This is a genomic window from Allosphingosinicella sp., from assembly GCF_035626655.1.
Classification (GTDB): domain Bacteria; phylum Pseudomonadota; class Alphaproteobacteria; order Sphingomonadales; family Sphingomonadaceae; genus Allosphingosinicella.
Window position 1 is genome coordinate 85,740 of the sequence record NZ_DASPNF010000002.1, and the last position, 25,257, is coordinate 110,996.

The following is a 25,257-nucleotide window of genomic DNA, read 5'->3' on the forward strand; positions in this document are numbered from 1 at the left end:
CGCTTCTTAGCGCCCCCGGCGAAGAGGTCCACCGGGCAATGCCGGTGGACCTTCGCATCGGCTCAGGAAGGATAGGCCGGGATGTAGTTTCCGCGCAAATAGAGGGTCCCGGTCGCCGGAACACTGAGATGGCTCAGAGTGCCGCCGTTCGAGACGAGTATCTGGATGATGTCGGCATTGTGATTGTAGCGGGCGACGATCTGGTCGCCTGCCGCAAGGCTGAAGCCATCAGCCACGACATCGACCGGCACGAAATTGGGGATGTTCGAGTCCACTGCGTCCCGCGCAAACGGCAGTCCGGTCACGATCATGTTGCCGGCGCCGCCCGAATGGGCGGACCATTGCAGTTCGATGAGGAACTGGATGGCCCGGCCGGTGACCGTGTAATAGCCGCGCTGGAAGATATAGGTGCCGGAACCGGCCGTGGTCGAGCCGGACACGACCGGCGTGAAATGGCCGTTCTGCAGGCGGTCATGATATTGCGCACCCTGGTTCACCACGTCGATGAAGCGGTTGGCGAAGCGCTGGTCCTCATAGATCTGCCCTGCCTGGTTCCCCTCCACGTCACCCCCGAGGAAGACGTTGTTCAGCGCATTGGGGCCGCAATAGATGCCCCAGCCGACATTGCCCTCTGCCAGCGGGCAGGTGATGACATTGCCCAATATCGCGTTGTCCACGAAGATGCCGTGACGCCCATTGCTGAAGCTCATCGGCCCGAGAAGCTGGATGGCATTGGCATTGGTGACGCCGCTCAGATCGTCGATGTTGATGCCGTCCCGACCGTTATGGCCCGCGGAGAAATCGACTGCGCGGAAGCAGTCCGCATTGTAGGCAAGGGCCGGGCTAGGCCGGTTTGCTGTCTTGGAGCCCACTCGAAGCCCATCGCCGCCCATGCCCTGAACGGCACAATTGATCAGCCGGACGCTGTTGCCGGTCACATAGAAGCCGTCGCCGGTATTGCCTTGCTCGCCGAGGATCGCGACGCTGTCGAATATGGTGCCATAGGCCTCGGGCGGGATCTCGATCGCGTCGTCGTGAAGCGCACCATCCTTGATGATGTAGGAGCCGCCATACAAAAAGCCCGGCTTGAAGTGCTGGCCCGGCATTCGCCAGCGGGTCGGCATCGTGAGGATCAGCTTGTTCGTGATCCGCGGCGTGCCGGTCAGCACCAGCTCCTTGTTGCTCGCCCATGCCTCGGCATCTGCGGCCATGATCGCGGCGGAGCTGTCGGAGACCCCGCTCTCGTCATAGCCGGAAAAATTCGCTGCGTAGACGACCTCGTCCAGGACATCGGCCGCGGGCCTGCTGACGGCGCCGGTACCGCTGCCGGTGAAACTGGGATTGCCAGTGAAGGTGGGGGGCATTGGTCATTCTCCTCTGATGACCCGACTCGGATGAGCGGGAACCAGGTTGAACGACGCCAAATCCTACATTACAACCAAATAGGTTCTAAGTGCCGGTCGTGGGCCGCGCGCCTTCCTGCGCCAGCCAGCATGGATCCCAGCTCGGCTCGGGCCCGAAGCGCTGGACGAGGAAGTCGACCAGCGCCCGCACCCGGGCAGTGACGGCGCGGCCGGGGGGCATGACGGCGTGGAGGGCGCCTTCCTCGGCGGGGTAATCGAGCAGGATCGGCTCGACCGTGCGGCGCTCGATCGCGGAGGCGGCGATGAAGCTCGGCAGCAAGGCGAGGCCGAGCCCGGCCTCGGCGGCGGCGAGCAGCATGTCGCCATTGTTGCTGCGGAGCGCGGGCGTGGTGCGGATCGTGTCCCAGCGGCCATTGACCTGGAAGCGCCACTGCTCGTGCGCGTAGAGCAGGATCCTGTGGCCGGCGAGGTCGGCGGGGCGCTGCGGGCGGCCATGGGCCTCGAGATAGGCGGGGCTGCCGACCACATGCTTGCGCACCGGCGCGATGCGCCGGGCGATCAGGGCGCTGTCCTGCAGGCGCCCGATCCGGATCGCCATGTCATAGCCGCCACCGGCCAGGTCGACGGTCCGGTCCTCGAACTCGACGTCCAGCTCGACGCGGGGATTGGCCAGGGCGAAATCGGCGAGCGCCGGGGCGAGATGGGCGACGCCGAAGGTGAGCGGCGCGGTCAGGCGGATCGGGCCGGCAATCTGGGTGACCGCCTCGGCGACCACCTCCTCGGCCGCGTCCAGCTCGGCGAGGATGTTCGCGGCGCGGGCATAATAAGCCTGGCCGATCTCGGTCGGCTGGGCGCCGCGTGCCGTCCGCGTCAGCAGGCGCGCGCCGAGCTGGTCCTCGAGCCGCGCGACGCGGCGGGAGAGGACCGGCTTGCTGAGGCCCATGCGCTCGGCGGCACGGGCGAAGCTGCCGGTCTCGGCCACCCGGACGAAGGAAAGGACGTCGACGATGTCGGTGGATGAGCGTTGCATATTACGAAACACCATGATGCGCTTTGGTGAGCTTCCGACAACACATCTAGGCGCTTATCTCCCGCTTCGCAACACAATGCCAAGCTTCACCCGAAGGGGAGATTTGAGATGAACATCCTGGTAGTCAGCAGCAGCGCCAATGGCGACGCCTCCGTGTCCAACGGCCTGGTCGGCCGCTTCGTCGAGTCCGTCCGGGAGCATGAGCGGGCCGTCAATATCGTGACCCGCGACGTCGGCGCGCATCCGCTGCCCCACCTCACCAACGAGACCGTCGCGGCGATCAAGGGCGCGCCCGTGACGCCGGCCGAGCTCGAAGCCCGCAACCTGTCCGACGAGCTCATCGCCGAGCTGCAGCAGGCGGACGTGATCGTCATCGCCAGCCCGATGTACAATTTCGGAATCAGCTCGACGCTGAAGAGCTGGTTCGACCATGTCGCCCGGGCCGGCGTCACCTTCCGCTACACCGAGAACGGGCCGGAAGGGCTGCTCAAGGGCAAGAAGACGGTGGCGATCCTGAGCCGGGCCGGCTTCTACAGCGAAGGCCCCGGGTCGGTCATGGACGGGCAGGAGCCCTATCTTCGCGCCATGCTCGGCTTCATCGGCCTGGACGACGTCGCCTGGATCCGCGCCGAAAAGCTGGCCTTCGGACCGGAGGCGGCCGGGCAGGCGATCGAGGAGGCCGCGGAAGCGCTCGGCCTGATCGCCCGCGACGCGCTGCCGCTGGCAGCGTGAGGAGACAGGTCATGGCGAAGTACAGGCTGATCAGTTTCAAATTGTGTCCCTATGTCCAGCGGGCGGCGATCGTGCTGGCGGAGAAGGGCGTGCCTTTCGAGCGGGTCGACATCGACCTCGCCGACAAGCCGGACTGGTTCCTCAGGCTATCCCCGCTCGGCAAGGTGCCGGTGCTCGTGGTGACCGAAGAGGATGGGCGCGAGGAAGTCCTGTTCGAATCCGCCGTGATCGCGGAGTATCTGGACGAGGTGCTGGCCCCACGCCTGCATCCGGCGGATCCGCTGACGAGGGCGCGGCATCGGGCCTGGATCGAGTTCGCCTCCGCGACGCTTGCCGACATCAGCGGCTTCTATGCCGGCGACGCCGCGACCTTCGCCGCGAAGCGTGACGCGCTGGCCGGGAAGTTCGCCCGGCTCGAGGCGGAGCTGGGCGCCGGGCCTTGGTTCGGCGGCGCCGCCTTCGGCCTCGTCGACGCGGCTTTCGGCCCGGTCTTCCGATATTTCGACCTGTTCGACCGGGTGCTCGAGCACGGCATCCTCGGCGGCAGGCCGAAGGTCGCCGCCTGGCGGGCCGCGCTCGCCGCGCGGGAAAGCGTCGCCGCGGCGGTGGCACCGGATTATCCGGAGGCGCTGGCGGCCTTTATCGTCCGGCGCGACGGCCATCTGGGCCGGCTGATCCGGCCGGCGCTGGCCGCCTGAACTGAACAAGCCCACGGGGGTGGGGCGGCCTGCGGCCCTCAACCGCCGGAAGAGTGCATCCCCGACTCCCCCCACCCCCCAGCCCCTCCCCACATGGGAAGGGGCTCCCTACATCCGTCGCAGGAGATTCTTGAGATGATCGACGTCCGCAAATTCTCGACGCTCGGCCATGCCGACCATGGCTGGCTCGACGCGCGCCACCATTTCTCCTTCGCCGATTATTACGATCCGGCCCGCATGGGCTGGGGCGCGATCCGGGTCTGGAACGACGACAGGATCGGCCCGAAGACCGGCTTCCCGCCGCACCCTCACCGGGACATGGAGATCATCACCTATGTCCGCACCGGCGCGATCACCCATCAGGATTCGATGGGCAATCGCGGCCGCACCGAAGCGGGCGACGTGCAGGTGATGAGCGCCGGCACCGGCGTCCAGCATGCCGAATATAATCTGGAGGACGAGGCGACGACCCTGTTCCAGATCTGGGTGCAGACCGACAGGCCCGGCGCCGAGCCGAGCTGGGGCGCAGCGAAGTTCCCGAAGGCCGACCGCTCGGGCAGGTTCGTGACCCTGGCGAGCGGCTACGAGGAGGATGCGGAGGCGCTGAAGATCAACTCCGCCGCCCGTGTGCTCGGCGCGACCCTGGCCAGGGGCGAGAGCGCGGAGCTGAGCCTCGATCCCTCGCGGCACGCCTATCTGGTGGCGACGCAGGGGCCGATCGAGGTGAACGGCGTCCGCGCCGAGGCCCGCGACGGGGTCGCCATCACCGGCGTGGACAGGGTCACGGTGACCGCGCTCGAGGACGCCGAGCTCGTCCTGGTCGACGCGCGGTAAGCGCTGCGATCGACATAGCGAACAACGTTCGCCCTGAGCCTGTCGAAGGGCCTGTTTTCTTTCCGAACAAGTGAAGGAGCGGGCTTCGACAGGCTCAGCCCGAACGGGACTTGCTCCCGTTCGTGACTATTGAGGCCGGTTCGGATCCTGGCCCGGCCGCGGTCTTTCCCGTTCGACGTAAATCGTCTTCGGCCCGCCCCTGAGCCAGGGGACGAGGCCGAGCAGGCCGAGCAGACCGAGCAGCCCCCAGGGGAAGCCGCCTCCGCCGCGGTCATTGTCGGCCTGGGCCATGTTGTCGAACGAGGGATCGGCGAGGCCGTTCGGATAGGGCTCGGTCGGCGACAGCTCGATCGGCTCGGGGGCCGGCGCCGGGGCCTGCTGCACGGGCTGGTTGACCGGCGGGCTCTCCGGCGGCGTCTCGACCTCGGGCGGCGGCGTCGTGACCACGGGCGGGTTGGCACTGGTCGGCGGCGGGTTGGTCGTCACCGGCGGATTGGCGGGCGGCGGCGCCGGGACGGGCGGCGGCGTCGCCGTGCCGGCGGGCTGCGCCAGGGCCGGACCCGCGGCGAGCGCCACCGCGATCAGCGAGAGGTTAACGATTCTTCGCATTTGTAACGCTCCTGCAACGACTTGGCGCGCTGCCGCGCCGCTCCGGCCGGCCTCTATATTCCGCCCGCCTTCCCCGGAAAACAAGTCGTCGCAGCGGCGACGAATGTCGCTTTCCACCGGCCCCTCTATGCGACAGGATCGCGCATACGGGCGGGGCAGGGTTGGCTCCGCCATGTGCGGGGACAAGTATCAGTGGCGATGTATGTGTATTCGACCGACGGCGAGCCCGTCGGCTTCGTCTTCGAGACCACCATCTACGACATGACCGGAGAGCCTTTGGGGCGGATCGTCGGCTGCCGGGTGCACCGGTTCGACGGCACCTATGTGGGCGAGTGGTTCCGCGACATGGTAGTGAGACGGCCGCAGGGCCGGCCGCGGCTGATCCCGCCGGCACCGGTGCCGCCGCGGCGCCCGCCGGCGGCCAGCAGCTACAATCTGCGCGCGGTCGTCCAGTACGGCTATACCGACGCTTTCCAGGATCTGCGCGAGACCGGCGGCGCCGGCTTCTACCGCGAGGCCGCGGAGTAGGCCTCAGGCGTCGCCGTTGCAGGTGACGTGCTCGATGCGTTGCGCGTCGGCGTCGTAGCTGAGCGTCACCAGGCCGCAGCCGCCGTCGAGGATGAGCGGGAATTCGTTCTCCGTCGCCCAGCGGCGGCCGGGCGTCCGCTCGCCGGCGCCGAGCCAGACGCCGATCACCTTGCGCCGGCCGTCCTCGCGCTCCTGCCAGGCGTAGAAGCGGGCATAGGAAGCGAGCGGCGCCGCGCCCGCGGGCAGGCGGATTTCGCGCTCGATCCGGGTCATGATCGCCTCCTGCTCGGCCTCGGCGCCGGACGTTTGCGTGGCCGGAGCGGCGGGCTGCGGCACGGTCTGATTGTCCTGCGCGGGCGCCTGCGCGCAGCCGAGCGCGAGGAACAGGGCGAGAAGCTGGAAGGGCTTCATGGCGGCGCGATTATCCTCCCGCTTCGCCCTGCGCGCAAGCGGCGCTATCATGCGCGGCGAAGGAGAGGCCCATGCGGACTTTGTGGCTGCTGCCGGCGCTGGCGGGCTGCGCGGGCGCGCCGGCGGGAACGAACGCGCCGGTCGAGCCCGGACCCGGGCCGGCTGCGCCGCTCTCCGAAGAATATCAGGCGATGGTCGATTCGGTCGAGCGGCCGTTCCGGGAGCCGGGCACGGTCACCGCGCGGCTGAACGAGGAGGTCGCGGTCGGCAGCCTCCGCGTGCGCCCGCTCGCCATCCTCGAGGACACACGCTGCCCGATCGACGTCGAATGCGTCCATGGCGGCAACATCCGGGTACGGGTCGCGGTCAGCGGCCTCGGCGAGACCGAGATGGAGCTGCACCGCCCGCTCGTCATAACCGGCGGCGAGCCGCTCCGCCTCACCGCCGTCGCCCCGCCGCGCTGGTCGAGGCCACCGCCACCGGGCATCGACCCAAACGAGCCGCCGCGCTTCGGCTTCAGACGGGGCGAGCGGGACTAGGCGGGGCCGAGAAAGTCGTCCGCGAAATCCCGCATCCGTCGGGCGACCGCCGCGTGCTGCTGATCCGCCGCGCGGACGGGCGCTTCACCTATCGGCGGCAGGAAAGGCGACGCATGGAGTGGGGGCCGATGTCGATCGACGCGGGTGTCTACGACTCGGTCGACACCGCTGAAGCGGAAGCCCGGCAGCGTGTGGCCTGGCTGAAGGACCTGTTTCACTAGTCGGCCAGCACCTTGTCCATGCGCCGATGATGCCAGGCGAAGACCGCCGCCGCGCCTCGGTGCGGGCTCCAGCCCTCGGCCAGCGCGCGGATCGCTTTCTCGCTGGGTCGCTCCTCCAGCCCGAGGATGACGCCGAGCTCGATCTGCACGGCGAGGTCGCCCGCGGGGAACACGTCCGGACGGCCCTCGGCGAAGAGCAGGTAGATCTCGGCCGTCCAGCGGCCGATGCCCTTCACTGAAGTGAGGCGGGCGATCGCTTCCTCGTCGTCGGCGGGGAGCGCGTCGAAGTCGAGCCGGCCCGAGAGCACCTCCTCGGACAGGCTGCGCGCATAGGCCATTTTCTGGCGGGAGAGGCCGGCGGCGCGCAGGCCCTCGTCGCTGGTCCGCGCCATCCGTTCCGGGTCATGGGCGCCGCCGGTCTGGACCTCGAGCTTGTTCCAGATCGCATTGGCCGAGGCGACCGAGACCTGCTGGCCGACGATCGCGCGGAGCAGGGTGACATAGCCGCGCTCGCCGGTGCGGGGCTCCGGCACGCCGGCGCGCTCAAGCGCGGGCGCGAAGGCCGGCTCGATCGCGGCCAGCGCCTTCAAACTGGTCTCCAGGTCCGCCTTCGAAATCCCCAAAATCCGCTCCCGTCTTGCACAGAGGCGACGCGCCTAGCATAGGGCGCGGCGAACGCCTCCCCATTTCCTGCTTTCAAGGATGACCATGCCCAGCCTGACGATCGTGACCCGCGACGGCACCGAACGCACCATCGAGGGCAAGGTCGGCTGGAGCGTGATGGAGAATATCCGCGACAACGGCTTCGACGAACTGCTCGCGCTCTGCGGCGGCTGCTGCTCCTGCGCGACCTGCCACGTCCATGTCGATCCGGACTGGTTCGCCAGGACCGGGCAGCGGGGTGCCGACGAGGACGATCTGCTCGACACGTCCGACCACAAGGTCGAGGTGAGCCGGCTCTCCTGCCAGATCCTTTACACGGCGGAGCTGGACGGCCTCAGGGTCCAGATCGCGCCGGAGGACTAAAACTCCCCGTCATTGCGAGGAGCGAAGCGACGCGGCAACCCAGCCCTTACGTCCGAGGCCGCACTGGGTTGCTTCGCTGCGCTCGCAATGACGGTCAGGCGACGCTTGCCGCGTACAGCGCGACGGCCGCGGCGTTGGAGACGTTGAGGCTTTCGATCCCGCTGATCGGCAGGCGCGCCAGAGCGTCGCAATGCGCCTCGGTATTCTGCCGCATCCCCTCGCCCTCGGCACCGAGCACCAGGGCGACGCGGGCGGGACCGAGCGCCTCGGCCAGCGTCTGCCCCGCTTCCCCGGTCAGCCCGATCCGCCAGAAGCCGGCCGCGGCCATGTCGTCCAGCGCCCGTGCGAGGTTGACGACGCGCACCCAGGGCATGGTCTCCAGCGCGCCGGAGGCGGCCTTGGCGAGCGCGCCGGATTCGGGCGGCGCATGCCGGTCCTGGGTGACGATGCCGAGCGCGCCGAAGGCTGCGGCCGAGCGCAGGATCGCGCCGACATTGTGCGGATCGGTGACCTGGTCGAGCACGAGCAGCGGCTTGTGGTCCTCCGCCTGGTCGAGCAGGTCGGCGAGGAGGATGTCCTCCAGCCGCTCGACCTCGGCGACGATTCCCTGGTGCGGCGCGTCGCGCGGGACGAGCCGGCCGAGATCGGCGCCGTCCGCATAGGTGACCGGGATCGAGGCGGGGATGTCATATTGCGCCGCCGCCTCGCGCGTGATCCAGATGCGGTGGATGTGGCGGTCCGGATTTTCGAGCGCCGCGGCCACGGCGTGGCGGCCCCAGAAACGGGGGCGGTTCTCGGCTTTTGTCGCCTGGCGGGCCTTGCGTCGCATGGCGCTCCATGACGGGCACGCCTGCCGGTTGCAAGCGTTGACACCGGGGCGGACCTTCGCCATGTGACCGCCTTCCCGAACGCCGGGCCCCTGGACAGGTGGCCGAGTGGTTAAAGGCAGCAGACTGTAAATCTGCCGGAGTTGCTCCTACGCTGGTTCGAATCCAGCCCTGTCCACCATAAAGGAACGGCGCGAAACCGCCGTTCTTGCATGCCGCGCGGGGAAAGGGATTACGCGACGTTGAATGACGTGTGTAATTTTGGTGTAATCCCGCCAAGCGTACGGGCCTCCATCACACTCAGGGCGTTGTCGATCCGCTCATCATTGACGTGGGTGTAGTGCATAACCATTGCCGCCGTTTTGTGACCGCTGATCTTCTGGATGGTCGCGACGTCCGTCGTCTCGGACAGGTTGGTTACAAGGGTGTGCCTCATCAGGTGCGGCGTCACCTTCGCCGGGTCCAGACCTGCACGGATGACGGCGCGGCGAAAGCCGTCATCCATAGCGGTGCGGTGCGGCCTCTTGCAGTCCTTCCGGCCCGCTGGAAATAGCCAGCCATCCTGATCATCTTCCATGGCTCGCTGGCGCAAAAGGCCTTGGCGCACCGACGCCGGGAACGGCTGGAGACGCGCCCCGGCCTTGGCCTTGCCGATCTCAAATCGACTGCGCTCCCAGTCGATCTCGTCGTACCGACGGCACAATATCTCGCCGTGCCGCATGCCGGTGCCAAGGCCGATCAGGACAAACAACCAGAGCCGCGGGTCATGGTCCGCAAGAGCGCCGTCATATAGCGCCTGTGCCTGTGCCGGTGAAAGTGCGCGACGTGCCTTACGCTGCTCGGGAACGCGGGGGATTTTCGGCTTCTGCTCCGCCTTGATCCATTTCCATTCGATGGCGCGGTTCATCAAGTGCAGGAATGTCGCCAATTCTCGGTTCACGGTGGCGTCGGACGCCCCATTGTCCCGGCGGGCCTTACGGTATCGCTGCAAGGCAAAGGCCGTCAGCTGGTCCAATCGGTCGCTGCCGAAATGCGGGATGAGATAGCTGCTAAGGTGACGGCGCTTGTTGGCGAGGTCCTTCCCTCCGATCTCGTTCATCTTCTCCAGATATTCGGCGGATGCTTGATCGAACCGCCGATGCAACTTGCGGCCTTGGGGCAATGCTAGTCGCTCCGCGCGCGCGTCGGTTCTCAACTTCTCTACCAGTTGTTCAGCCTGGTTGCGCGTCACGCCTTCCGACTCGCGCCCGACCACCCGGTGTATTCTGGCTCCGTCTACCATGAAGTTGACGCTGAACCGAACATCGCCGTCATGCTCCCGCTTCGCAATGATCCCATGTTCATGGATCTTGCGGCCTCGCTCGAGGCGTCGAACGGCATCGCGCGTGAGCTTCGCGAACTTAAGCGCCATCTATCTGCTCCTGGATCATGGCGGCCTCCTCGGCGGCGCGCAAAGCCGCGATCGTTGACGCGTGAGTTACGCTGATTGCTTCCTTCGCGAGCTCGCCCGCCCTCTTCTCGACGTCGGTCAGTTCCTCGCGTGCCTTATCGTAGAGCGGTCTTAGTTCCGCGTAGCGAGCCTTCAGAAGCGTCAGTTCATCCTGGATCGAGCCATATTCGGCGGCCGCCTGCGACGCGTCCTCGCCTCGTTCCTGGAGTGCGCTATATCGCTGGTTGACCTCACTGGCGCGATCCTGAAGCTCGCGTTGACGCAGTGCAAGCTCTCCAAGCTCTTGTCGGTATCTGTCTGCATCGAGGTCTTCCAGAGGCCGCAACAACTTGAGACAGTACATGCTGACGAGCCTGAGGGCTTCCCAGCCGACGCGGCTGCGTGTGACCCTTTCGCCTGTATGCCGCTGAATCCATTCCGCAGAATGCACCGTTATGTGTGCCATGAATTCGAGCCCGGGACCGGCTTTCTCGAGGATGAATGATTGCCTGAGCCGACGTTCCACTTCCTGAGTGAGCGAGAGGTTACGATTCCGAGCCGCGGCCTCTATTCGCTTACGCAACTCCGGATCGGTCCGCATGTTCAGGGGAGCTTTCTTCGCCTCCGCTCCGTGGCGTGGGCGACCTCCTAGTTTCTCAGCCACAACGTGATCTCCTCTTGGGTTTCTGCGTAACATCCACAACCCTCTTGTGCAAGCCTCCTCGCGCAGCTATAGGAACCTTTAGTAACACACTAGACGCATAAAGCAGCGGAAAGGCGGAGGAAATGCAGAGCGAAGTCAGCTTCGATCCAGGACCGGCGTCGATGGTGAGGATACTGATCCTGCCCAGCGGCAAGGTAAACCGCGAGAACGCGGCCAAGGCCATGGGGCGGACGCCCAAGACGCTCGCCGAATGGGCACGACTCGGCATCGGGCCGCGGCCGCAAAAAATTCAGGGGCGCATCTTCTATGAGTGGACAGAAGTGCAGGAATTCATGGGCGCCATGTAGCCTTCTCGCTGACGTGATCCGGCACCTCGCGCGGGAGATTTAATGGGATGCGCGCAAGAAGGAGTAGCGGTTCGCAGCGACCAGACGCTCGAGGAGGCCGCTTCATGCTGTTGCCCCACTGCGTGATCAGCAGCGAGGCTTTTCGCACGGCATCGACCCGCGAGAAATGCGTTCTCATCGTACTGTGCCTCAAACACAATGGCTTCAACAACGGTCGGATAATCCTCAGTTCCATTGATCTTGCGCACAGCTTGGACTGCCAAAACCATGCTGCGAACGCACTTGCGATGAGAGGCCTTATCCTTCGGGGCTTTGTCGAGTTGATGAAGGATCACCCCCGCGGCTGCCGCTTGGCCCGCGAATATCGATTGACCTTCATCCCAACGGAGACGCGGCCGGCTTCCCATGAGTACCTTCAATGGCGGGCAGGCGACGCAGGCACTCACCGAAAAAAGCGCGTTGCGATCACCGCAATCGTGCCAAGCCATTCTGTTGCGACGGTCGCAAATCAGAAGAAAGCTTCTGTTGCGATGGCCGCAGCGGAAAAGAATGGATCACGCGCAGATCCGCCAATTTCTCGATCTGGTTCATTTGCGACTACCGCAACACATATAAGTTACCATTCTAACCGCTCTGCGCCGGGACGATTTGGGGCAGGAGAAACTGGTGGCGGTGCCACGGCGAGCCATTGCGTCTCCGTCGCCCCGTCGCCCGACGAGCTCAGAAGTCGTGCTCGGCAGCATGTCGTTCTGTTTGGACGCGGCTCCCAGGGAAGGCTCGCTCGGCAGGCCGCCATCCCACAAGGCACCTTCTCAAAATTCCTAGCCAGTCGGGGGGCGCTCCCCGACGAGGCCCGCGTCCGGCTGGCGTGCGTCTTTCCGCGAGCGGAAGCGGCGGAACGTGCCCTTCGAGCGCCCGATCAAAACTCGTAGATAGTTAGATGACTGAATCGGCCGACGCCCGACGCAGCAAATCTCAAATAGGCGACTGCGCGGGCGACGAGGGAGCGCCAACGGGATCATATCCCACGGGTGCAAGGGCGTCGCGAGGTTATGACGTAGACGCCGACGCAGAACTCTTTCAGCGGTCGCTGTTCGCAACCTACGAAATTGCCGTTGAATTTGACCGGAGGTTGAAACACCTTGACCGATTGATCGCCACTACGGCGGCGGATGATGATCGGTCAAAATTGGTAGAGCGGTTTGCGCTAGCAATCATCCTATGTCCGCTGCGGCTTATGCTTGATCGGCAGTCCCTCGAAGTGACGCGGTGCGGCTTCGTGGAGAATACCAGGGAGGCCGTTTATCAGTTCACCTACAAGATCCCCTACGAAGGCGACACTGAGCTGTGGTCGTTGGCGCCGGCATCCGCGCCATGCACGGTCGACTCTCAGCCTGGCGGAGAAGTCTACCGCCAGCAACTAATCGTGGTCGTAATGGCGTGTACCGCGGTGGAAGCAGAAGGTTGGCTGAACAGGACGCTAGATGCCGTGGAATTCATCCTTGCCGCGCAAGCTCGCGACGTGGAGGCATTCAACGAGTCAGTGCGCCCACTTATACGGCGAAAGCTGATGGCAAAAACCGTTAGGCCATTCGCTGATTTGCCGCCCGCTCCAGACACTGTTCATTAGTTTATCTCCGCCGTGAGTGACGAAAATGCCTCGTTGAGTGCGGTCGGAGGGGGAGGGTGAAAACTCTACAACCCGGTCTGCGGACACCGGTGCGCTCCCATAAATTTCACCGCCGCAGGTTTTGCCTCAATTTTTCAGAGGCAATGGCCCGTGATGGTGGGCATGGGTTGAGGTGTTCTACCGGCGCCAGACCCCTCCGCATCGCACGACGCTCGGCCGCAGAGCTGAGACAAGGTGAACGCGGTGGGCTTGTAAGCACAAAGCCGGCGCCAACCTCCGCTTTCAACCCCGGCGAACCGGCCGCGCCGACCGTTACGAACACCCAGCGCCATCAGCACCGGCGAGCACCGAATCAGCGCGACGGCCGCTACAAGAAGCTGCGGCCATTCCCGCAGCTCCTTGTCCTTATTCGCTGCCGCGCCCGAAGGTTGTCGGGGCGTTGCGCTGTGCGAGCCCGGAGAGCGCCGCCGCAAGCTCGGCCCTCCTGAATGGTTTCGTGAGCCGCGCCAGATCCGGCGCAACGCCGTCCGCCTCGGCATAGCCCGATACGACAAGCACGGGGAGGGAAGGCCGGGCTTCCCGGAGCCTGCGCGCCAGATCCGTTCCCGTCATCCCTGGCATCAGATGGTCCGTCACAAGGAGATCAAAGTGCAGCCCCCCCTGAACGAGGCTCAGTGCTTCCTCCGCTGAGCAGGACTCGACCACGGCGTAACCGAGCTCGCCGAGCATGTCCGCCGTGCTGAGCCTGATGAGCTCCTCGTCGTCGACGAGCAGGACTGTCCCGGCCGCGGACGCACTCCCGGACTCAGCCACGATTTCCATCGCCGCGTCCCTGCCTGTCCCTATCGGAAGCCAAAGCTCCACGCAGGTTCCGACCGCTGGCTTGCTCTGGAGCGCGACGGCGCCGCCGAGCTGTGCTGCTAGACCGTGCACCATCGACAAGCCGAGCCCAGTGCCACGACCGACGCCTTTGGTGCTGAAGAATGGTTCGACGGCACGCTTCAACGTCTCCTCGTCCATCCCAATTCCAGTGTCAGCCACGGAAAGCCGTATGTATCGGCCGTGCGGCAGACCGGAGCGATGGGCATCGGAAACCATCTCCTCGCACGCTGCGATTGAGAGAGAACCCCCGTCGGGCATTGCGTCTCGCGCATTGACCGCGAGATTGAGGATTGCCATCTCGAGTTGATTGGGGTCAGCCTGCACAGGCGGCAGGTCGGGAGGGACGTCGACGCTGACCTTCACCCGTGGGCCGGAGGTGCTGGCGATTAGTTCCGCCATGTTCCCGGCCAGTTCTGAGAGATCGACCGACCTCGGCTGAAGAGGTTGCCGCCGGGCAAAAGCAAGTAGCCGCTGCACAAGTGTCTTCGCCCGCTCGGCCGATTGCAGCGCTCCCTCGATCAGCCGGCGTTCCCGCTCCCCACCCAGCGCGCGTTGATGCAGCAGATCTAGGCTGCCGACGATCGGCGTCAGCAGGTTGTTGAAGTCGTGGGCCACGCCGCCCGTTAGCTGACCCATCGCCTCCATCTTCTGTGACTGCCGGAGCGCCGCCTCCGCCTCAGCCAGCTTTGCCTCGGCGCGCACGCGCTCGGTCACGTCGTTGCCGTACAGAAAGGCCCCAATGACCGCCCCGGTGCGATCCCTGAGCGTGTTGAAGCGCACATCATAGCATGGGCGCTCGCGCTCAGGATCGCCAAACTCCGCAGTGATCGCGAATTCCTCGCCGGCAAGGGCGCGGTCCCAGAGCTCGCAGGCCATCCTGAGCTGATCAGGCATATGGGCGAGCAAGTCGTCAAGACTGTCTCCCGCTCTTGGCGGCACGCCGTAGATTAACTCGAACTCGCGCGCGTAGGACGCATTGAAGGCGAGAAGGCGCCGGCCCGGTGCGAACGCGGCGATCAGGGCATCGGAGCTTTCGAACACATCCGCCCAGAGCTTGCGCTCCGCGAGCGCCTTGTCGACCCGGCGCTCGAGGTCCCGGTTGAGCTCCCGAATACCCATTTCCGCTTCACGCCGTGCAACCGCGGTGCGCGTCCGTTCAGCAACTTCTCTGATCAATGCGAGCTCGTCAGCCGTCCACTGCCGGGCGACCGCATGGTTCAGGTAGAGAAGGGCGACAAGCCCGCCTCGTTCGCTCACCGGCATGTTCACCAGCGCGCGGGCGTCGATCGCCTCTAGCCGGTCAGCCGTGGCTGCCGTCCGGGGATCTTTCCGTGCATCCGCCAGCACGACCGTCTCGCCGCGTTTCAGGTTATCGATGTATGAGCCATAATTCCGGAATCGGAGCGTCCCGGCCAAGCTATCGACACCCGGAGCGGTCCAGTCCCTTTCGATGGTGATCGTCTCGGAGGCCGGATGGATCGAGCCGTAGCCTGCCCTGCTCACGTTCAGTGCGCGGCCAAGTGTCTCCGCCGCAGCGAACGCCAGCTCGGCCGGGTCCTCCAGCTCGCGCAGTCGATCGCCAAGCTCCACAAGCACTTGCCTTCGGATCTCGGCCTGCTTCCGCTCGTTGATGTCCATGAGCACGCCGATTGCTCGCGCCGGCTTGCCGTCCTCATCCAAGACGGCTTCCGCCCGAAGCCACAGCCAGCGAACAGAATCGTCCGGCAGGCAATATCTGAATTCGGCTTCGAGGCTGCGCTCCCCACGCGCGAGCGCTTCCGCACCAAGCTTTTGAAGGCGTTCACGTTCGCCGGGAAAGTAGCGGGCACGGAGCTCTTCCGTCGACGGATTGGCGCCCTCGGGAAAGCCGAGAAGGCGGTAGAGCTCGGCGGAGGGGACGAGCTCATCGTTGCGAAGGTCGAGCTCCCAAACGGCCATCTTCCCGGCACTGATCGCAAGTCCAAGCCGACGCGCGGTTGCCCGTTCCGACTCCTCCAGGCGCTTGCGCTCTGTGATGTCCTGTAACGTGCCAACGTATCGGACGGCCTTGGTCTCACCCTCGAATTCCTCGAACACCGCTGAGCCGTGCGCGAGTACCCATCTGACTTCCCCGTCGGGGCGAAGGATGCGGTATTCGTAAGGAGCGTTCTCGCGAATGGATGGATCGAGCGCGCGACGCGCCATCGCAGAGGTGCGGGGATAGTCCATGGGATGGGTGACCCGCCGCGCGTCTTCGTAGGTTATGTCCTGCGCCGGCGGGAAACCGCAGATTGCCTTGGCTCGTGGCGAGTATGTCATCCGGTCGCTCGCGACGTCCCAGTCCCAGATACCGATCTCCGCCGCCTGCGTTGCGAGCTCGAGACGCGCCTGACTTTCGGAAAGAGCGGCAGCGGCCTCTATCCTGTCCGATACATCGATCGTGAAGCAGCGCGTGTTCACGAATGCCCCTTCGCTGAAGCAGGCACTTGAAGTGATCTCAACGTGCCGGATCGACCCGTCCTTCGCCCGCAGGCGTGCGGGATACCGGTCGAGCCGCTCACCCCGCGAAAGGCGGGCAAGGATATCCTCCAAGACAGGCTGGTCTGCGTGAAACTCCGCTATATGGTGCCCGACATACTCCTCCGCGGTGTAGCCGAGAGGCTCATAATCGGCGCGATTGGCCCTTAGGATCGTTCCATCGCCAGCGACCAGGTGCAGGCCAACCGTGCCGTTCTCGAAGAAGTCATCGAGGCTTTCGGAGGGGTTCCTCTTCCGGCCCCTCTCGTGCTTCGCAAAGGTCCGCATCTTATCATTCATGGAACCCCCTGCGACCGCTTGTTCAGGCGCACTGGACGGGTCCGGCGCGAATAGGCCAGACTTCCAGCTCCAATACGCACTTTCCTATCCTTTGATCCCTGTCGCTGCCGGATTTGTGAAACCCTCCCTAATGGCGAGCTTCGGTTGCACAGCCCACCGGATGCGATCAAGCGGCCTATATCGGTTTCCTCGGCAATTATCACCGCATGCTAGCAGGGCGATGTCGCTGCTCGGGTGGAGAAAAATGAAGCGTACCTAGCTGCCGAGCTCTGCGCGGCACGTCGAGTGCAGTGTGTTTCGCAGCCAGCGGTGAGCCGGATCGCCGTCCAGGCGCGGATGCCAGAGGAGCGAGATCGTAAAGTCTCGAGTCTCGACCGGAACGGGGAAGGTGTACATGCCATCGCGCAAGCGGGCGGTGTGATGATCCGGTACTGTCGCGATGAGATCAGAGCCCCGCGCCAGTGCCAGGGCGGCTGAAAAGCCATCCACTGTAGCGACGATTTCCCGGGCACGGCCGAGCGTCCGAAGCTCATCGTCGACCTCGCCAAGGTCGAGCCCCTGCCGCCATGCGATGACATGGCCCCACGCCACATAGTCGGGCGCGCCGACGCTGGTGCGGGAGAGGGGATGGTCGCTGCGAACGGCGCCCACATAACGGTCGACGAACAGCGCCTGCGTGCGGATCTCCGGTCCGCTTGTGCCGGCAACCACGCCGGTCTCCAGGTCGACAATCCCGGCGCGTAGACCCTCGCTGCTTTTGTCCAGCTTGCGCACGAAGCGAAGGTGAACGCCCGGTGCCTCCTGCTGCACCCGTTCGATCAAGGGTGCGCCGAATGTTTCAGCGAAGCCGTCGCTGGTGCGCAACGTGAAGGTCCGCTGCAGCGTGGCAAGCTCCAGCCGATCAGCGGGGCGAAGCAGGATTTGCGCCTCCTCGACGAGCTCCCTCACCTTCGCCTTCATCTCCGTTGCCCGCGGGGTTTCCACCAGGCCGCGGCCCGCCCGAACGAGCAATTGGTCCCCGGTGACCGTTCGAAGGCGAGCCAGGGCGCGGCTCATCGCTGAGGGGCTGAGCCGCAGCCGCCGGCCCGCCCGTGTGACGCTTCCCTCGGTAAGCAAGACATCGAGCGTATGCAGAAGATTGAGGTCGGGCATCGGGCGATTTTCCCCTCTGTGGGGTCGCAATATAGCGCGTCAGACGCAACAATAATATGCAAACTGTGCGTCTTCCGCTCCAATCAGCGCGGCAATAGCCTCGTCGTCATCGCTTTCGAAAAGGTTCCAAAGCCGTGACGATCAATTCCCTGAACCACTTTGTCGCCGCCGTTCGGGCTGATTGGGGTCCAATTACCACCGAGCTGGTCGCCAGCTGCCGTGCGCACCTCGACGACCTCAGCGCCGCCGGCGAATCCGAAGGCTGGCTCGCCTCGCTGCTCGCCGAGCGGCCGGCGACGCGCGAGCTGCATCGCGAGCCCGACAGCTTCATGCTGCTCGCCCATAACGAGCAAATGGGTCTCTACCGGCCGCCGCACGACCACGGTCGCGCCTGGGTCGTCTATGCCGTGCAGTCGGGCGCTCTCGAGATCGGGACATATGCGAAGGTCGAGGACCCGACCGGCGATCGGCTGGTACGGCGCGACACGGTCATCCTCCGCCCCGGAGAAGCGCGCGCCTATCTGCCCGGAGACATCCACGACACCCACTGCCTGACCGAAAGCGCCCTCGTCTTCCGCTTCACCGAGCGGGACCTCAAGCACGAGGATCAGGTCGAGCAAAGGGTCACTCGCTTCGTCGAACGTGACGGCGCCTGGTTCGCACCAAGGCCGTGATGATGACCGGGCGCGAACAAGCCAGCCTCATTGCGGTCCTCTCCGCCATGGCTTTGGTCGTGCTGGACGCCGGGCTGCTTACAGTCGCGCTGCCCTCCCTTGCCCGGTCAATGGCCGTGTCGCCCTCAGCGGCCGTGCTCGCCGTCAGCGCCTACCAAGTGGCACTGGTGATCGGCTTGCTTCCCTCCGCTCACCTAGCCGAGCGGCTCGGCTATCGCGCGCTGTTCGTCGGCGGGGTGGCTCTGTTCAGTCTCGCCTCGATCCTCTGCGCGGCCGCGCCCTCGCTAGAGCTCCTCGTCGCGGCGCGGGTTCTGCAGGGCCTGGGCGGGGCCGCGATCATGGCGCTAGGGATCGCCCTGCTGCGCATCGCGCTGGGACCCGCACGCTTAGGGGCGGCGATCGCCTGGAATGCGATGAACGTCGCTTTATGTGCAGCAGCGGCCCCGGTGCTCGGCGCCTTCATCCTGTCTGTCGCCCCATGGCCTTGGCTGTTCCTCGCCAAGCTGCCGCTAGCGGCCCTGGCCTTGGCAGCCTCGCGCGCCCTGCCGCGGGTCGCGCCGACCCGACGGTCGGTCGATCTCCCCGGCATACTCCTGCACGCCAGCGCCGCGGCGTTGGCCTTGGCCGCCGCGACCACGTTGCCCGCCCAGCCATTTCCCGCCGGCCTTCTCGCCGGGCTTGCCGCCCTTGCCGCGACCCTCCTGATCAAGCGGGAACGCAGCCGGCCGGAGCCGATCTGGCCACTCGATCTGCTCGCCTTGCGCCCGTTCCGGGTGGCGACCGCAGCCTCCATCTGCTGTTTCGCCGGGCAGTCGGCGGGCCTCCTTGGCCTTGCCTTCCACCTTCAGACCAGCGCCGGACATGGGCCGCTTATGGCCGGTGTCGTCCTGGCCTGCTGGCCGCTGGCCGTCGCTGCCACCGCACCGGTTGCGGACCGGCTGGCGCGGCAGTTCGGCTCCGCCGCGCTCTGCTCGGCCGGCGCTGGGTTGCTCGGAGCCGGCCTGCTGCTTTGCGCGCTCTGGCCGGCTACCGCGCAGGCGGCGCCGCTGGCCTTGGGCGCGATCATGGCCGGGTTTGGCTTCGGCCTCTTCCAGGTACCAAATAACCGTACCCTGTTCCTGGCGGCGTCCCCTGAGCGAAGCGCTACCGCCGGCGGCCTCCAGGGGAGCGCACGGTTGCTCGGCCAGACCTTGGGGTCCGTCCTGATCGGCCTGCTATTCTCGTGCATCGCAACTCCGATCGCCGCACGCATGGGCTTGGCGGTGGCCGCACTTTTCGCAATCATCGCCGCGGGGGTGAGCGCGCTGGCGCTGCCGATAAGGGCTCGAGACGGGGCTGGCCGGTCTGGTCCAGAGGGGGAATTGTCATGAAGCTGCTGAACATAATCGCGCCGCTTGTGTTGCTCCTGACTCAACCTCCTGGCGCCGTGGCGCAGACGCAGTCCTCGACGGCGGTGGCCGTGGCGCAGGTCAGCGTCGAGGATCCCGGACACCCAGCGATCCCTGTCGTGATATGGGCGCCCCCCACGGGGACGCGGCTGCCGCTTGTCGTCATCTCGCACGGCACCGGCGCCGGGCCGCTCAGCCATGTCGACACCGCCGAGGCGCTGGCCCAGGAAGGGTTCGTCGTTGTGGCGCCAATGCATCCTGGCGACAATTTCCAGGACGACACCGCGGTCGGCCGACCGTCATGGTTCGCCGACCGTTCGCGCCACGTCACCCGGGTGATCGACTTCATGTTCACAAGTTGGAGCGGCCGTGGCCGACTGCTCCCTGGCAAGGTAGGCATTTTCGGCCTCTCGGCCGGCGCAACCACCGCCCTCATCTCGATCGGCGGGGAGCCCGATCTCTCCCGCCTCGCGCCACATTGCGCTGCGCGGCCAGAGTTTGTCTGCCGGATCATGCAGCCGCAGACCGGCCCGGTACAGAATTGGACTCACGACAGCCGGATTGCTGCGGCAGTAATTGCCGCCCCGGGCCTCGGTTTCCTGTTTGAACCCGCCGGTCTGGCCCGGGTCCGCGTGCCTGTGCAGCTCTGGGTCGGTACAGCCGACGACACGGTTCCTACCGGGACGAACGGCGCCATCGTCGCGCGCCTGCTCCGCCGCGCGCCGGAGGTCCATAGCGTTCCCGACGCGGTTCATTATTCTTTCCTCGCGCCTTGCACGCAGCAGACCCCACCGTTTCTGTGTCAGGATCGGCCGGGCTTTGACCGCGCGGCTTTCCACCGAAGCTTCAATGCCGCGATCGCCGCCTTCTTCCGCCGGCAGCTGCTGACCGCGGCCGGCCGCCACTGATCCGGAGCAGCGCATGACCTCGCTTCGTGTTGCCGCGACCATCATGGTTGCCAGTGCCCAGCTCACTTCTGCGGCTGGCGCCACCAGGCCCGATTTTGCCGACAATCTTCGCCGCGCGATCACGGTATCAGGACAGGAGAATGTGCGCTTCCGCCTCGCGGATCGGATGGCACATTATCTGGTCCCCGCGGTCAGTGTCGCCATCATTCAGGACTGCCGCATCGTCGAGCTTCGGGCTTTCGGCACCGCCGCGCCCGGCCGGCCCGCCAATTCGCGTACGCTCTTTCAGGCGGGCTCGCTCAGCAAGACCTTCACAGCGGTGGCCGCACTCCGCCTGGTGGAGCAGGGCCGGCTCTCGCTCGACGTCGACGTCCGGCCGCTGCTGACCAGCTGGCGCCTTCCCGACAGCCCGCTGCTGGAGGGTCGTACCGTGACTCTCCGCGGTCTCCTGTCCCACACCGCCGGGATAAACCAGGAAGGTGGTAACGGCTATGTTCGCGGCGCGCGGCTTCCCAGCCTGCGCGAAATCCTCGACGGGAGTCCCCCCGCCAACACGGACCCGATCCGAGTGATTGCCGCTCCCGGCACGGCTTGGCACTACTCCGGCGGCGGCTACTACATCACCCAAGCGCTGATGCAGGACGTTAGCAGCAGCGACTTCCCCCAGCTCATGGCCCGGCTCGTGATCCGCCCGCTCGGCCTCCGCGACAGCCACTTCTCCCAGCCTCTGGACCGGCGCCTGGAACCCCGCGCGGCCACCGCCGCGGGACCCGACGGCACGCCGCTCGCTGGAGGCTGGCGGGTTAATCCGGAGCTCGCCGCAGGAGGGCTCTGGACCACGCCCGGCGATATCGCGCGCTTGCTCATCGCCATAGCGCGCTCTGTCCGCGGCGAGCGCGGAGGCATTCTCACTCGTCAATTGGCCGCCCAGTTCATGACTCGTGGCCCAGGCAATTGGGGGCTGGGCGTCGACCTCGGGCGCCTCGGCAGCGCGCCCCATTTTGGCCATACCGGCCACAATATCGGCTTCGTCTCGGAGTATGTGATGTATCCGGATTCCTGCCAGGGGGCCGTAGTGATGACGAACGCCGACCAAGGAGGTTGGCTTGCCTCCGAGATCCTGAGCGCGATCGGCGAGGCATATGGCTGGCCCAACCGCACGCCGCCGGTGGTGCAGGCGGCGATACCCCTGACCGACCGCATTTCGCAGCGCTTCGTCGGGACCTGGCGGCTACGGGACTTCCCTGCCGAGCGCTTCTCCATTTCCAGACGAGCCAGCGGCCTTTACTGGGCGCGTGTTGGATACGTCGGACGGGACCTGCTGCCGGAAGCCGAGGGCCAACTGTTCTCACCGGATAGCCGAATGATCCTTGAGGCTGCCGATCCCACTGCTGAACGAGCTGCTACGCTGTCGCTCTCGTTCGGAAGCGGGAGGAATGTGGCCGAAAGGATTGCTGATTGAGCCGCTCAACTTACTAAGTGGTCGTTAGCGGACCGACTGCTTTTGATCTGATCTGCGGGAGACCTGCCGTCACTCGACCGTCCGCAATGGGTGGAAAGCAGACGCTGTGAAGTAGCAAAACTTGCGAGGGATACTGACGTGGGTTAGCTGGCTCCATGACCCACTACACCCGGGCCGACCTTGATATGGCGGACAGACACATTGCCGAGGGAGAGGCTCATATCCTCCGCCAGGAGAAAATCGTCACCCGACTTCACTCGAACGGAGCGCCCACCGGCGAAGCCGAAAACCTGCTGCGGTTGCTCAACGAAACTCAGGCTGAACATCGCAGGCATCGGAGGGCTATCGTGGAGGCCCTTGAGGGTACAGGGCGCTAAGTCACTTTCCAGGAACCTTGGGTAACGGGTCGCGGACACGCGCCGCGCGATGTGCTGGCAAAATCGTACGCTAATTCATGCGGCTTGCAGCCTTCGCGAGCCAGAGATAAGTCGGGTCGAAGTCCCCCGCGCGGGTCATGCCCGCCCAGTCGCGGACGTGTATCTGACGGTTGTAAAGGTCAACGATCCCCTCCTGGCTGAGCGATTGGAGCGTGCGGTTGACGTGGACCGACGTCAGGCCGGTCATGTCGGCGATGTGCGTTTGCGTGGCCGGGAACGGAATGCTCGACCCGTCCTTGTTGGCCATGCCCTGAGATCGGCATGCAATCTCACACAGGAGATGAGCGATCCGCGCTCTCGCGTTTCGCCGACCGACATTGACGACCCACTCCGACAGCACCGCGGCGTCCACGACACATTCGCGCCAGAACGCTTCGGCGATGGCCGGGAACCGGTGCGCGGCAGCACGAAGGGCCACATGTGGGACCCTCAGGATCGTGGTCACCGACAGCGCTTGCAGGGCCGAGCAGGCGTCCGGTGCCACGACAGAATGAAGGTCGACCATGTCCGCCGGTATATGGACGGCGGTTATCTGCCTGTTGCCGTTGCGACTCTGGCCGAACCTGCCCACGAGGCCCGCGACGACGAAACAGGCATGGTCTGTCCGCTCGCCAAGGCGGACGAAATCGCGATTGGTCTCAATCTGCTCAGGCCGGGCAGGTAGATCGAGGATGGTCTGCTGTTCCTCGGCGCTAAGGTCTGAGCGTGAGAGCAGCTTGTCGAGAAAGGGGTGCAGTGGGGTGGGGTCGGCGAGGCTCATAACGTTGCTCCGGCTGCGCAAGCGGGAGCATGACGATTTGCCCTCGGCCGCCGGTGCCTGCGGGGTGGAACTAACCGGCGATAGGGCGTGAACAAACTAGGTTAGTAAATGTTCCCGCGATCCGACATGGGGTCCAAGCTTCCACCTTGCCCATGTTAGGCCGAGGAACTCGCGTTGCCTAAAATCGTAGTGGCGAGGTTGTGCCCCGATTCTATTTCCATCTCTGCGAGGGGAATGAGCTTCGTGACCTGGAGGGGAGAGGAGCTGCCCGATGCCGAGACAGCGACAGCGAGGGCGTTCCATTATGTCCGCGAAATCGCGGCTGCGGATGTTCGCGCCGGCCGCCTGACCCAGAGCCACAGCATCCGGATCGAGGGGCCGCATGGCGAAGACATTGGCAACATCACCTTTGACGAAGCGGTGGCGATCTCGGATTGATCGCGTAGAGAAGACGACAGCTATCGCTACGGGTCCGTAACGGCTATTATGCTTTCCAGGAGGGCAGCGGGATGGCCGATTACCGGCTCTATCTGCTGAACGATGATGGCCACATCTTCTGGGCCAGGGACATCGATGCGGATTCCGATGAAGCCGCCCTCGAGATGGCCCGGGCGGAAGGGCACCAGCACGATGTCGAGGTGTGGCAGGGGAGGCGTAAGGTGGGCGCGGTTCACCCGGAGGGCTGATCTCCCGATACCTGTCGCCGCTGCGCAAGATCGGCTTCGGCCGCTTCCTGTTGAGCGGCCTCGATCTCCAGCCCTTCCGCCAATTCGATCATGGTCCGCGATATCTCGTCGTCAAAGCCAAGCGCGCACTCGCGGATGCGCTGAGCCCGGGCCCGCTTGTTTGCTGGCGTCACGTGCACCTCCGGCGTCGGCTCCCGCCCTGATGGGAGCATGGGCGGAAAGCCTGTCCCTTCGATAAAATGCGCGTCCTCTATCCGCAACTGCCTGGGTCGAGACGTCCTTTTCCCACACAGGTTTATGTTGCACCAACTGGCTGAGGCCCGGCTGATACTCTGCCGCGAATGTCTGCAATGGGTGATAGCGGCGGGTCTGCAATGGATGGAAATCGGACGTTCAGCGTCCCGGCGCGAGTTCGATATACCGCACCTCTTCGAATGCTCTCGGGCGCCGTCCGGGTTGCTCTACGCGGCCATTCCTGATTCGCACCCTGCCGAGGGTTCGGGCGTCGTCGACCCACACCACGACGTCTTCCGCGACACGAGGATCGGCGAAATGCCCGCCGTGATTATCGGAATGCCTGATGAATCTGACTTGGTTTCTGGGGACAGGCGCTCGCCCCTGGATGGTGAGCAGGCTGTCCGTCAAGGTGATCCACGGCTGGCGGAAGACGACATATTGGCCGCTGACCTCGGACTGTCGGTTCAGTTCGCCGCCGGAAATGCTGATCAGCCCGGGTCGAAGGCTGGCCGCGGTCCGCGCATTCGCACGACCGTAGCCGAATTCAATGCGATCCATATCGAGGAGGGGCCCGACCCTAACCCCGTTCTGCCCCACGGCGCCGCGATAGACAGCGACGACGCCAACGGTATGGCGACCGTCGCGCCAGTAGACCGTGTCTTGGGAGGGGCGTCGCCCCGGCAGAGCGGCGGGGCATCGCGACCTGCAAAAGGCACGGACCTGTCGCCGGTCCAGTGGCGGTCCATTGATCGCCAACGACTCGCCCAGCAGGCTGATCCTCAGGACATAGCTGGTGGCGAGGGTCTGCCTGGTGCCGTCGGCCCTAACCACCTCGAAGCTCGTCGGCGCCTGAGCTGGTTGCAGGAGGGCCGCAGCGGCTGCGAGCAATACCGAAAGCAAATGCATCCATCTGACCTCCACTGTGGTAATTGAGAATGTCGCCCCAAGGCCAGCTGCGCAACATCCGCGAAGTCCGCAGTGGGTGG

The 25,257-nt window shown here is 65.4% G+C and carries 28 protein-coding genes and 1 tRNA gene; 16 read left to right on the top strand and 13 right to left on the bottom strand.

What is annotated here, in order from left to right; all coding sequences use genetic code 11:
- Positions 1–62: 62 nt before the first annotated feature.
- Together VEC11_RS01160 and VEC11_RS01165 are read right to left on the bottom strand one after the other, a co-directional pair.
- Positions 63–1,364, bottom strand: coding sequence for a hypothetical protein (locus VEC11_RS01160; protein WP_464128389.1), 1,302 nt, complete (start codon positions 1,362–1,364; stop codon positions 63–65).
- An 85-nt stretch (positions 1,365–1,449) separates the two neighbouring features.
- Positions 1,450–2,394 (bottom strand): LysR family transcriptional regulator, encoded by a 945-nt coding sequence (locus VEC11_RS01165; protein ID WP_464128392.1) that lies wholly within the window; start codon positions 2,392–2,394, stop codon positions 1,450–1,452.
- A gap of 108 nt (positions 2,395–2,502) precedes the next feature.
- Here VEC11_RS01165 and VEC11_RS01170 point away from each other — a divergent pair, with 108 nt between their 5' ends.
- The 3 genes from VEC11_RS01170 to VEC11_RS01180 all read left to right on the top strand — a co-directional run bounded on the left by VEC11_RS01170 (position 2,503) and on the right by VEC11_RS01180 (position 4,658).
- On the top strand, positions 2,503–3,126 hold the full coding sequence (locus tag VEC11_RS01170; protein WP_464128394.1) for an FMN-dependent NADH-azoreductase: 624 nt from the start codon (positions 2,503–2,505) through the stop codon (positions 3,124–3,126).
- Positions 3,127–3,137: 11 nt separating this feature from the next.
- Positions 3,138–3,824 (top strand): glutathione S-transferase family protein, encoded by a 687-nt coding sequence (locus VEC11_RS01175; RefSeq protein WP_464128396.1) that lies wholly within the window; start codon positions 3,138–3,140, stop codon positions 3,822–3,824.
- Positions 3,825–3,959: 135 nt separating this feature from the next.
- Positions 3,960–4,658 carry a pirin family protein gene (locus tag VEC11_RS01180; RefSeq protein WP_464128398.1) on the top strand — a complete coding sequence of 233 codons (699 nt, stop codon included), beginning with the start codon at positions 3,960–3,962 and terminating at the stop codon, positions 4,656–4,658.
- Between the two features lie 126 nt (positions 4,659–4,784).
- Here the strand turns inward: VEC11_RS01180 and VEC11_RS01185 are convergent, their stop codons facing one another.
- Positions 4,785–5,267 carry a hypothetical protein gene (locus VEC11_RS01185; RefSeq protein ID WP_464128400.1) on the bottom strand — a complete coding sequence of 161 codons (483 nt, stop codon included), beginning with the start codon at positions 5,265–5,267 and terminating at the stop codon, positions 4,785–4,787.
- 198 nt (positions 5,268–5,465) lie between these two features.
- On the opposite strand from VEC11_RS01185, the gene VEC11_RS01190 reads away from it, so the two are divergent.
- Positions 5,466–5,795, top strand: coding sequence for a 4-fold beta flower protein (locus VEC11_RS01190; RefSeq protein WP_464128596.1), 330 nt, complete (start codon positions 5,466–5,468; stop codon positions 5,793–5,795).
- A 3-nt stretch (positions 5,796–5,798) separates the two neighbouring features.
- Here VEC11_RS01190 and VEC11_RS01195 read toward each other — a convergent pair whose 3' ends face one another.
- Positions 5,799–6,206, bottom strand: a complete 408-nt coding sequence (locus VEC11_RS01195; protein WP_464128403.1) for a hypothetical protein — start codon at positions 6,204–6,206, stop codon at positions 5,799–5,801.
- A gap of 71 nt (positions 6,207–6,277) precedes the next feature.
- Here VEC11_RS01195 and VEC11_RS01200 point away from each other — a divergent pair, with 71 nt between their 5' ends.
- The gene (locus VEC11_RS01200) at positions 6,278–6,745 is read left to right on the top strand and encodes a hypothetical protein (RefSeq protein ID WP_464128406.1); all 468 of its coding nucleotides are present in this window, start codon (positions 6,278–6,280) and stop codon (positions 6,743–6,745) included.
- 53 nt (positions 6,746–6,798) lie between these two features.
- The gene (locus VEC11_RS01205; protein WP_464128409.1) at positions 6,799–6,966 is read left to right on the top strand and encodes a hypothetical protein; all 168 of its coding nucleotides are present in this window, start codon (positions 6,799–6,801) and stop codon (positions 6,964–6,966) included.
- Here VEC11_RS01205 and VEC11_RS01210 read toward each other — a convergent pair.
- Positions 6,963–7,589 (bottom strand): DNA-3-methyladenine glycosylase family protein, encoded by a 627-nt coding sequence (locus VEC11_RS01210; protein WP_464128412.1) that lies wholly within the window; start codon positions 7,587–7,589, stop codon positions 6,963–6,965. The genes VEC11_RS01205 and VEC11_RS01210 overlap by 4 nt on opposite strands.
- Before the next feature lie 85 nt (positions 7,590–7,674).
- Here VEC11_RS01210 and VEC11_RS01215 point away from each other — a divergent pair, with 85 nt between their 5' ends.
- Positions 7,675–7,992 carry a 2Fe-2S iron-sulfur cluster-binding protein gene (locus VEC11_RS01215; protein ID WP_464128415.1) on the top strand — a complete coding sequence of 106 codons (318 nt, stop codon included), beginning with the start codon at positions 7,675–7,677 and terminating at the stop codon, positions 7,990–7,992.
- 94 nt (positions 7,993–8,086) lie between these two features.
- Here VEC11_RS01215 and rlmB read toward each other — a convergent pair whose 3' ends face one another.
- Complete coding sequence (gene rlmB, locus VEC11_RS01220; RefSeq protein WP_464128418.1) at positions 8,087–8,821, bottom strand: 23S rRNA (guanosine(2251)-2'-O)-methyltransferase RlmB; 735 nt, start codon at positions 8,819–8,821, stop codon at positions 8,087–8,089.
- Positions 8,822–8,913: 92 nt separating this feature from the next.
- On the opposite strand from rlmB, the gene VEC11_RS01225 reads away from it, so the two are divergent.
- Positions 8,914–9,000 (top strand) — tRNA-Tyr (locus VEC11_RS01225).
- Between the two features lie 51 nt (positions 9,001–9,051).
- Here VEC11_RS01225 and VEC11_RS01230 read toward each other — a convergent pair.
- The gene (locus tag VEC11_RS01230) at positions 9,052–10,230 is read right to left on the bottom strand and encodes a tyrosine-type recombinase/integrase (RefSeq protein WP_464128420.1); all 1,179 of its coding nucleotides are present in this window, start codon (positions 10,228–10,230) and stop codon (positions 9,052–9,054) included.
- Positions 10,220–10,849 carry a hypothetical protein gene (locus VEC11_RS01235; protein ID WP_464128423.1) on the bottom strand — a complete coding sequence of 210 codons (630 nt, stop codon included), beginning with the start codon at positions 10,847–10,849 and terminating at the stop codon, positions 10,220–10,222. Before VEC11_RS01235 ends, VEC11_RS01230 begins: the two co-directional genes overlap by 11 nt.
- Positions 10,850–11,034: 185 nt before the next feature.
- On the opposite strand from VEC11_RS01235, the gene VEC11_RS01240 reads away from it, so the two are divergent.
- Positions 11,035–11,259: a hypothetical protein gene (locus tag VEC11_RS01240; protein ID WP_464128425.1), complete on the top strand. Its 225-nt coding sequence runs from the start codon at positions 11,035–11,037 to the stop codon at positions 11,257–11,259.
- 940 nt (positions 11,260–12,199) lie between these two features.
- Positions 12,200–12,889, top strand: a complete 690-nt coding sequence (locus VEC11_RS01245; RefSeq protein WP_464128427.1) for a hypothetical protein — start codon at positions 12,200–12,202, stop codon at positions 12,887–12,889.
- Between the two features lie 405 nt (positions 12,890–13,294).
- Here the strand turns inward: VEC11_RS01245 and VEC11_RS01250 are convergent, their stop codons facing one another.
- Both VEC11_RS01250 and VEC11_RS01255 read right to left on the bottom strand, forming a co-directional pair.
- Positions 13,295–16,567, bottom strand: a complete 3,273-nt coding sequence (locus VEC11_RS01250; RefSeq protein WP_464128430.1) for a PAS domain S-box protein — start codon at positions 16,565–16,567, stop codon at positions 13,295–13,297.
- A 255-nt stretch (positions 16,568–16,822) separates the two neighbouring features.
- A complete protein-coding gene (locus VEC11_RS01255; protein WP_464128433.1) occupies positions 16,823–17,719 on the bottom strand; it encodes a LysR family transcriptional regulator in 897 nt (298 codons plus the stop codon).
- Positions 17,720–17,853: 134 nt separating this feature from the next.
- On the opposite strand from VEC11_RS01255, the gene VEC11_RS01260 reads away from it, so the two are divergent.
- From VEC11_RS01260 to VEC11_RS01275, 4 genes are read left to right on the top strand one after another with little or no spacing between them, the layout of a single operon-like run.
- Positions 17,854–18,393 carry a hypothetical protein gene (locus VEC11_RS01260; RefSeq protein WP_464128435.1) on the top strand — a complete coding sequence of 180 codons (540 nt, stop codon included), beginning with the start codon at positions 17,854–17,856 and terminating at the stop codon, positions 18,391–18,393.
- A gap of 2 nt (positions 18,394–18,395) precedes the next feature.
- A complete protein-coding gene (locus VEC11_RS01265; protein WP_464128437.1) occupies positions 18,396–19,763 on the top strand; it encodes an MFS transporter in 1,368 nt (455 codons plus the stop codon).
- On the top strand, positions 19,760–20,689 hold the full coding sequence (locus VEC11_RS01270; RefSeq protein WP_464128438.1) for an alpha/beta hydrolase family protein: 930 nt from the start codon (positions 19,760–19,762) through the stop codon (positions 20,687–20,689). Before VEC11_RS01265 ends, VEC11_RS01270 begins: the two co-directional genes overlap by 4 nt.
- Positions 20,690–20,702: 13 nt before the next feature.
- A complete protein-coding gene (locus tag VEC11_RS01275; protein ID WP_464128441.1) occupies positions 20,703–22,151 on the top strand; it encodes a serine hydrolase domain-containing protein in 1,449 nt (482 codons plus the stop codon).
- Positions 22,152–22,294: 143 nt separating this feature from the next.
- On the opposite strand, the gene VEC11_RS01280 is transcribed toward VEC11_RS01275, so the two are convergent.
- Both VEC11_RS01280 and VEC11_RS01285 read right to left on the bottom strand, forming a co-directional pair.
- Positions 22,295–22,486 carry a hypothetical protein gene (locus VEC11_RS01280; protein ID WP_464128443.1) on the bottom strand — a complete coding sequence of 64 codons (192 nt, stop codon included), beginning with the start codon at positions 22,484–22,486 and terminating at the stop codon, positions 22,295–22,297.
- A gap of 112 nt (positions 22,487–22,598) precedes the next feature.
- Positions 22,599–23,348, bottom strand: coding sequence for a Crp/Fnr family transcriptional regulator (locus VEC11_RS01285; RefSeq protein WP_464128444.1), 750 nt, complete (start codon positions 23,346–23,348; stop codon positions 22,599–22,601).
- 234 nt (positions 23,349–23,582) lie between these two features.
- Between VEC11_RS01285 and VEC11_RS01290 the strand changes: the two genes are divergently transcribed.
- Together VEC11_RS01290 and VEC11_RS01295 are read left to right on the top strand one after the other, a co-directional pair.
- Positions 23,583–23,786, top strand: a complete 204-nt coding sequence (locus tag VEC11_RS01290; protein WP_464128446.1) for a DUF6894 family protein — start codon at positions 23,583–23,585, stop codon at positions 23,784–23,786.
- A gap of 71 nt (positions 23,787–23,857) precedes the next feature.
- Complete coding sequence (locus VEC11_RS01295) at positions 23,858–24,034, top strand: hypothetical protein (protein WP_464128447.1); 177 nt, start codon at positions 23,858–23,860, stop codon at positions 24,032–24,034.
- A gap of 393 nt (positions 24,035–24,427) precedes the next feature.
- Here VEC11_RS01295 and VEC11_RS01300 read toward each other — a convergent pair whose 3' ends face one another.
- Positions 24,428–25,177 (bottom strand): hypothetical protein, encoded by a 750-nt coding sequence (locus tag VEC11_RS01300; RefSeq protein ID WP_464128449.1) that lies wholly within the window; start codon positions 25,175–25,177, stop codon positions 24,428–24,430.
- Positions 25,178–25,257 lie beyond the last annotated feature (80 nt).

What these genes read in the sequence shown, in the direction of transcription:
- VEC11_RS01195 (WP_464128403.1), bottom strand. Translation starts at nt 6,206, where the DNA reads ATGAAGCCCTTCCAGCTTCTCGCCCTGTTCCTCGCGCTCGGCTGCGCG.
- VEC11_RS01270 (WP_464128438.1), top strand. Translation starts at nt 19,760, where the DNA reads ATGAAGCTGCTGAACATAATCGCGCCGCTTGTGTTGCTCCTGACTCAA.
- VEC11_RS01185 (WP_464128400.1), bottom strand. Translation starts at nt 5,267, where the DNA reads ATGCGAAGAATCGTTAACCTCTCGCTGATCGCGGTGGCGCTCGCCGCG.
- VEC11_RS01215 (WP_464128415.1), top strand. Translation starts at nt 7,675, where the DNA reads ATGCCCAGCCTGACGATCGTGACCCGCGACGGCACCGAACGCACCATC.
- VEC11_RS01290 (WP_464128446.1), top strand. Translation starts at nt 23,583, where the DNA reads ATGAGCTTCGTGACCTGGAGGGGAGAGGAGCTGCCCGATGCCGAGACA.
- VEC11_RS01160 (WP_464128389.1), bottom strand. Translation starts at nt 1,364, where the DNA reads ATGCCCCCCACCTTCACTGGCAATCCCAGTTTCACCGGCAGCGGTACC.
- VEC11_RS01275 (WP_464128441.1), top strand. Translation starts at nt 20,703, where the DNA reads ATGACCTCGCTTCGTGTTGCCGCGACCATCATGGTTGCCAGTGCCCAG.
- VEC11_RS01295 (WP_464128447.1), top strand. Translation starts at nt 23,858, where the DNA reads ATGGCCGATTACCGGCTCTATCTGCTGAACGATGATGGCCACATCTTC.
- VEC11_RS01300 (WP_464128449.1), bottom strand. Translation starts at nt 25,177, where the DNA reads ATGCATTTGCTTTCGGTATTGCTCGCAGCCGCTGCGGCCCTCCTGCAA.
- VEC11_RS01190 (WP_464128596.1), top strand. Translation starts at nt 5,466, where the DNA reads ATGTATGTGTATTCGACCGACGGCGAGCCCGTCGGCTTCGTCTTCGAG.
- VEC11_RS01250 (WP_464128430.1), bottom strand. Translation starts at nt 16,567, where the DNA reads ATGAATGATAAGATGCGGACCTTTGCGAAGCACGAGAGGGGCCGGAAG.
- VEC11_RS01265 (WP_464128437.1), top strand. Translation starts at nt 18,396, where the DNA reads ATGACCGGGCGCGAACAAGCCAGCCTCATTGCGGTCCTCTCCGCCATG.
- VEC11_RS01235 (WP_464128423.1), bottom strand. Translation starts at nt 10,849, where the DNA reads ATGCGGACCGATCCGGAGTTGCGTAAGCGAATAGAGGCCGCGGCTCGG.
- rlmB (WP_464128418.1), bottom strand. Translation starts at nt 8,821, where the DNA reads ATGCGACGCAAGGCCCGCCAGGCGACAAAAGCCGAGAACCGCCCCCGT.
- VEC11_RS01170 (WP_464128394.1), top strand. Translation starts at nt 2,503, where the DNA reads ATGAACATCCTGGTAGTCAGCAGCAGCGCCAATGGCGACGCCTCCGTG.
- VEC11_RS01240 (WP_464128425.1), top strand. Translation starts at nt 11,035, where the DNA reads ATGCAGAGCGAAGTCAGCTTCGATCCAGGACCGGCGTCGATGGTGAGG.
- VEC11_RS01245 (WP_464128427.1), top strand. Translation starts at nt 12,200, where the DNA reads ATGACTGAATCGGCCGACGCCCGACGCAGCAAATCTCAAATAGGCGAC.
- VEC11_RS01175 (WP_464128396.1), top strand. Translation starts at nt 3,138, where the DNA reads ATGGCGAAGTACAGGCTGATCAGTTTCAAATTGTGTCCCTATGTCCAG.
- VEC11_RS01280 (WP_464128443.1), bottom strand. Translation starts at nt 22,486, where the DNA reads ATGCCTGCGATGTTCAGCCTGAGTTTCGTTGAGCAACCGCAGCAGGTT.
- VEC11_RS01165 (WP_464128392.1), bottom strand. Translation starts at nt 2,394, where the DNA reads ATGCAACGCTCATCCACCGACATCGTCGACGTCCTTTCCTTCGTCCGG.
- VEC11_RS01230 (WP_464128420.1), bottom strand. Translation starts at nt 10,230, where the DNA reads ATGGCGCTTAAGTTCGCGAAGCTCACGCGCGATGCCGTTCGACGCCTC.
- VEC11_RS01255 (WP_464128433.1), bottom strand. Translation starts at nt 17,719, where the DNA reads ATGCCCGACCTCAATCTTCTGCATACGCTCGATGTCTTGCTTACCGAG.
- VEC11_RS01200 (WP_464128406.1), top strand. Translation starts at nt 6,278, where the DNA reads ATGCGGACTTTGTGGCTGCTGCCGGCGCTGGCGGGCTGCGCGGGCGCG.
- VEC11_RS01285 (WP_464128444.1), bottom strand. Translation starts at nt 23,348, where the DNA reads ATGAGCCTCGCCGACCCCACCCCACTGCACCCCTTTCTCGACAAGCTG.
- VEC11_RS01180 (WP_464128398.1), top strand. Translation starts at nt 3,960, where the DNA reads ATGATCGACGTCCGCAAATTCTCGACGCTCGGCCATGCCGACCATGGC.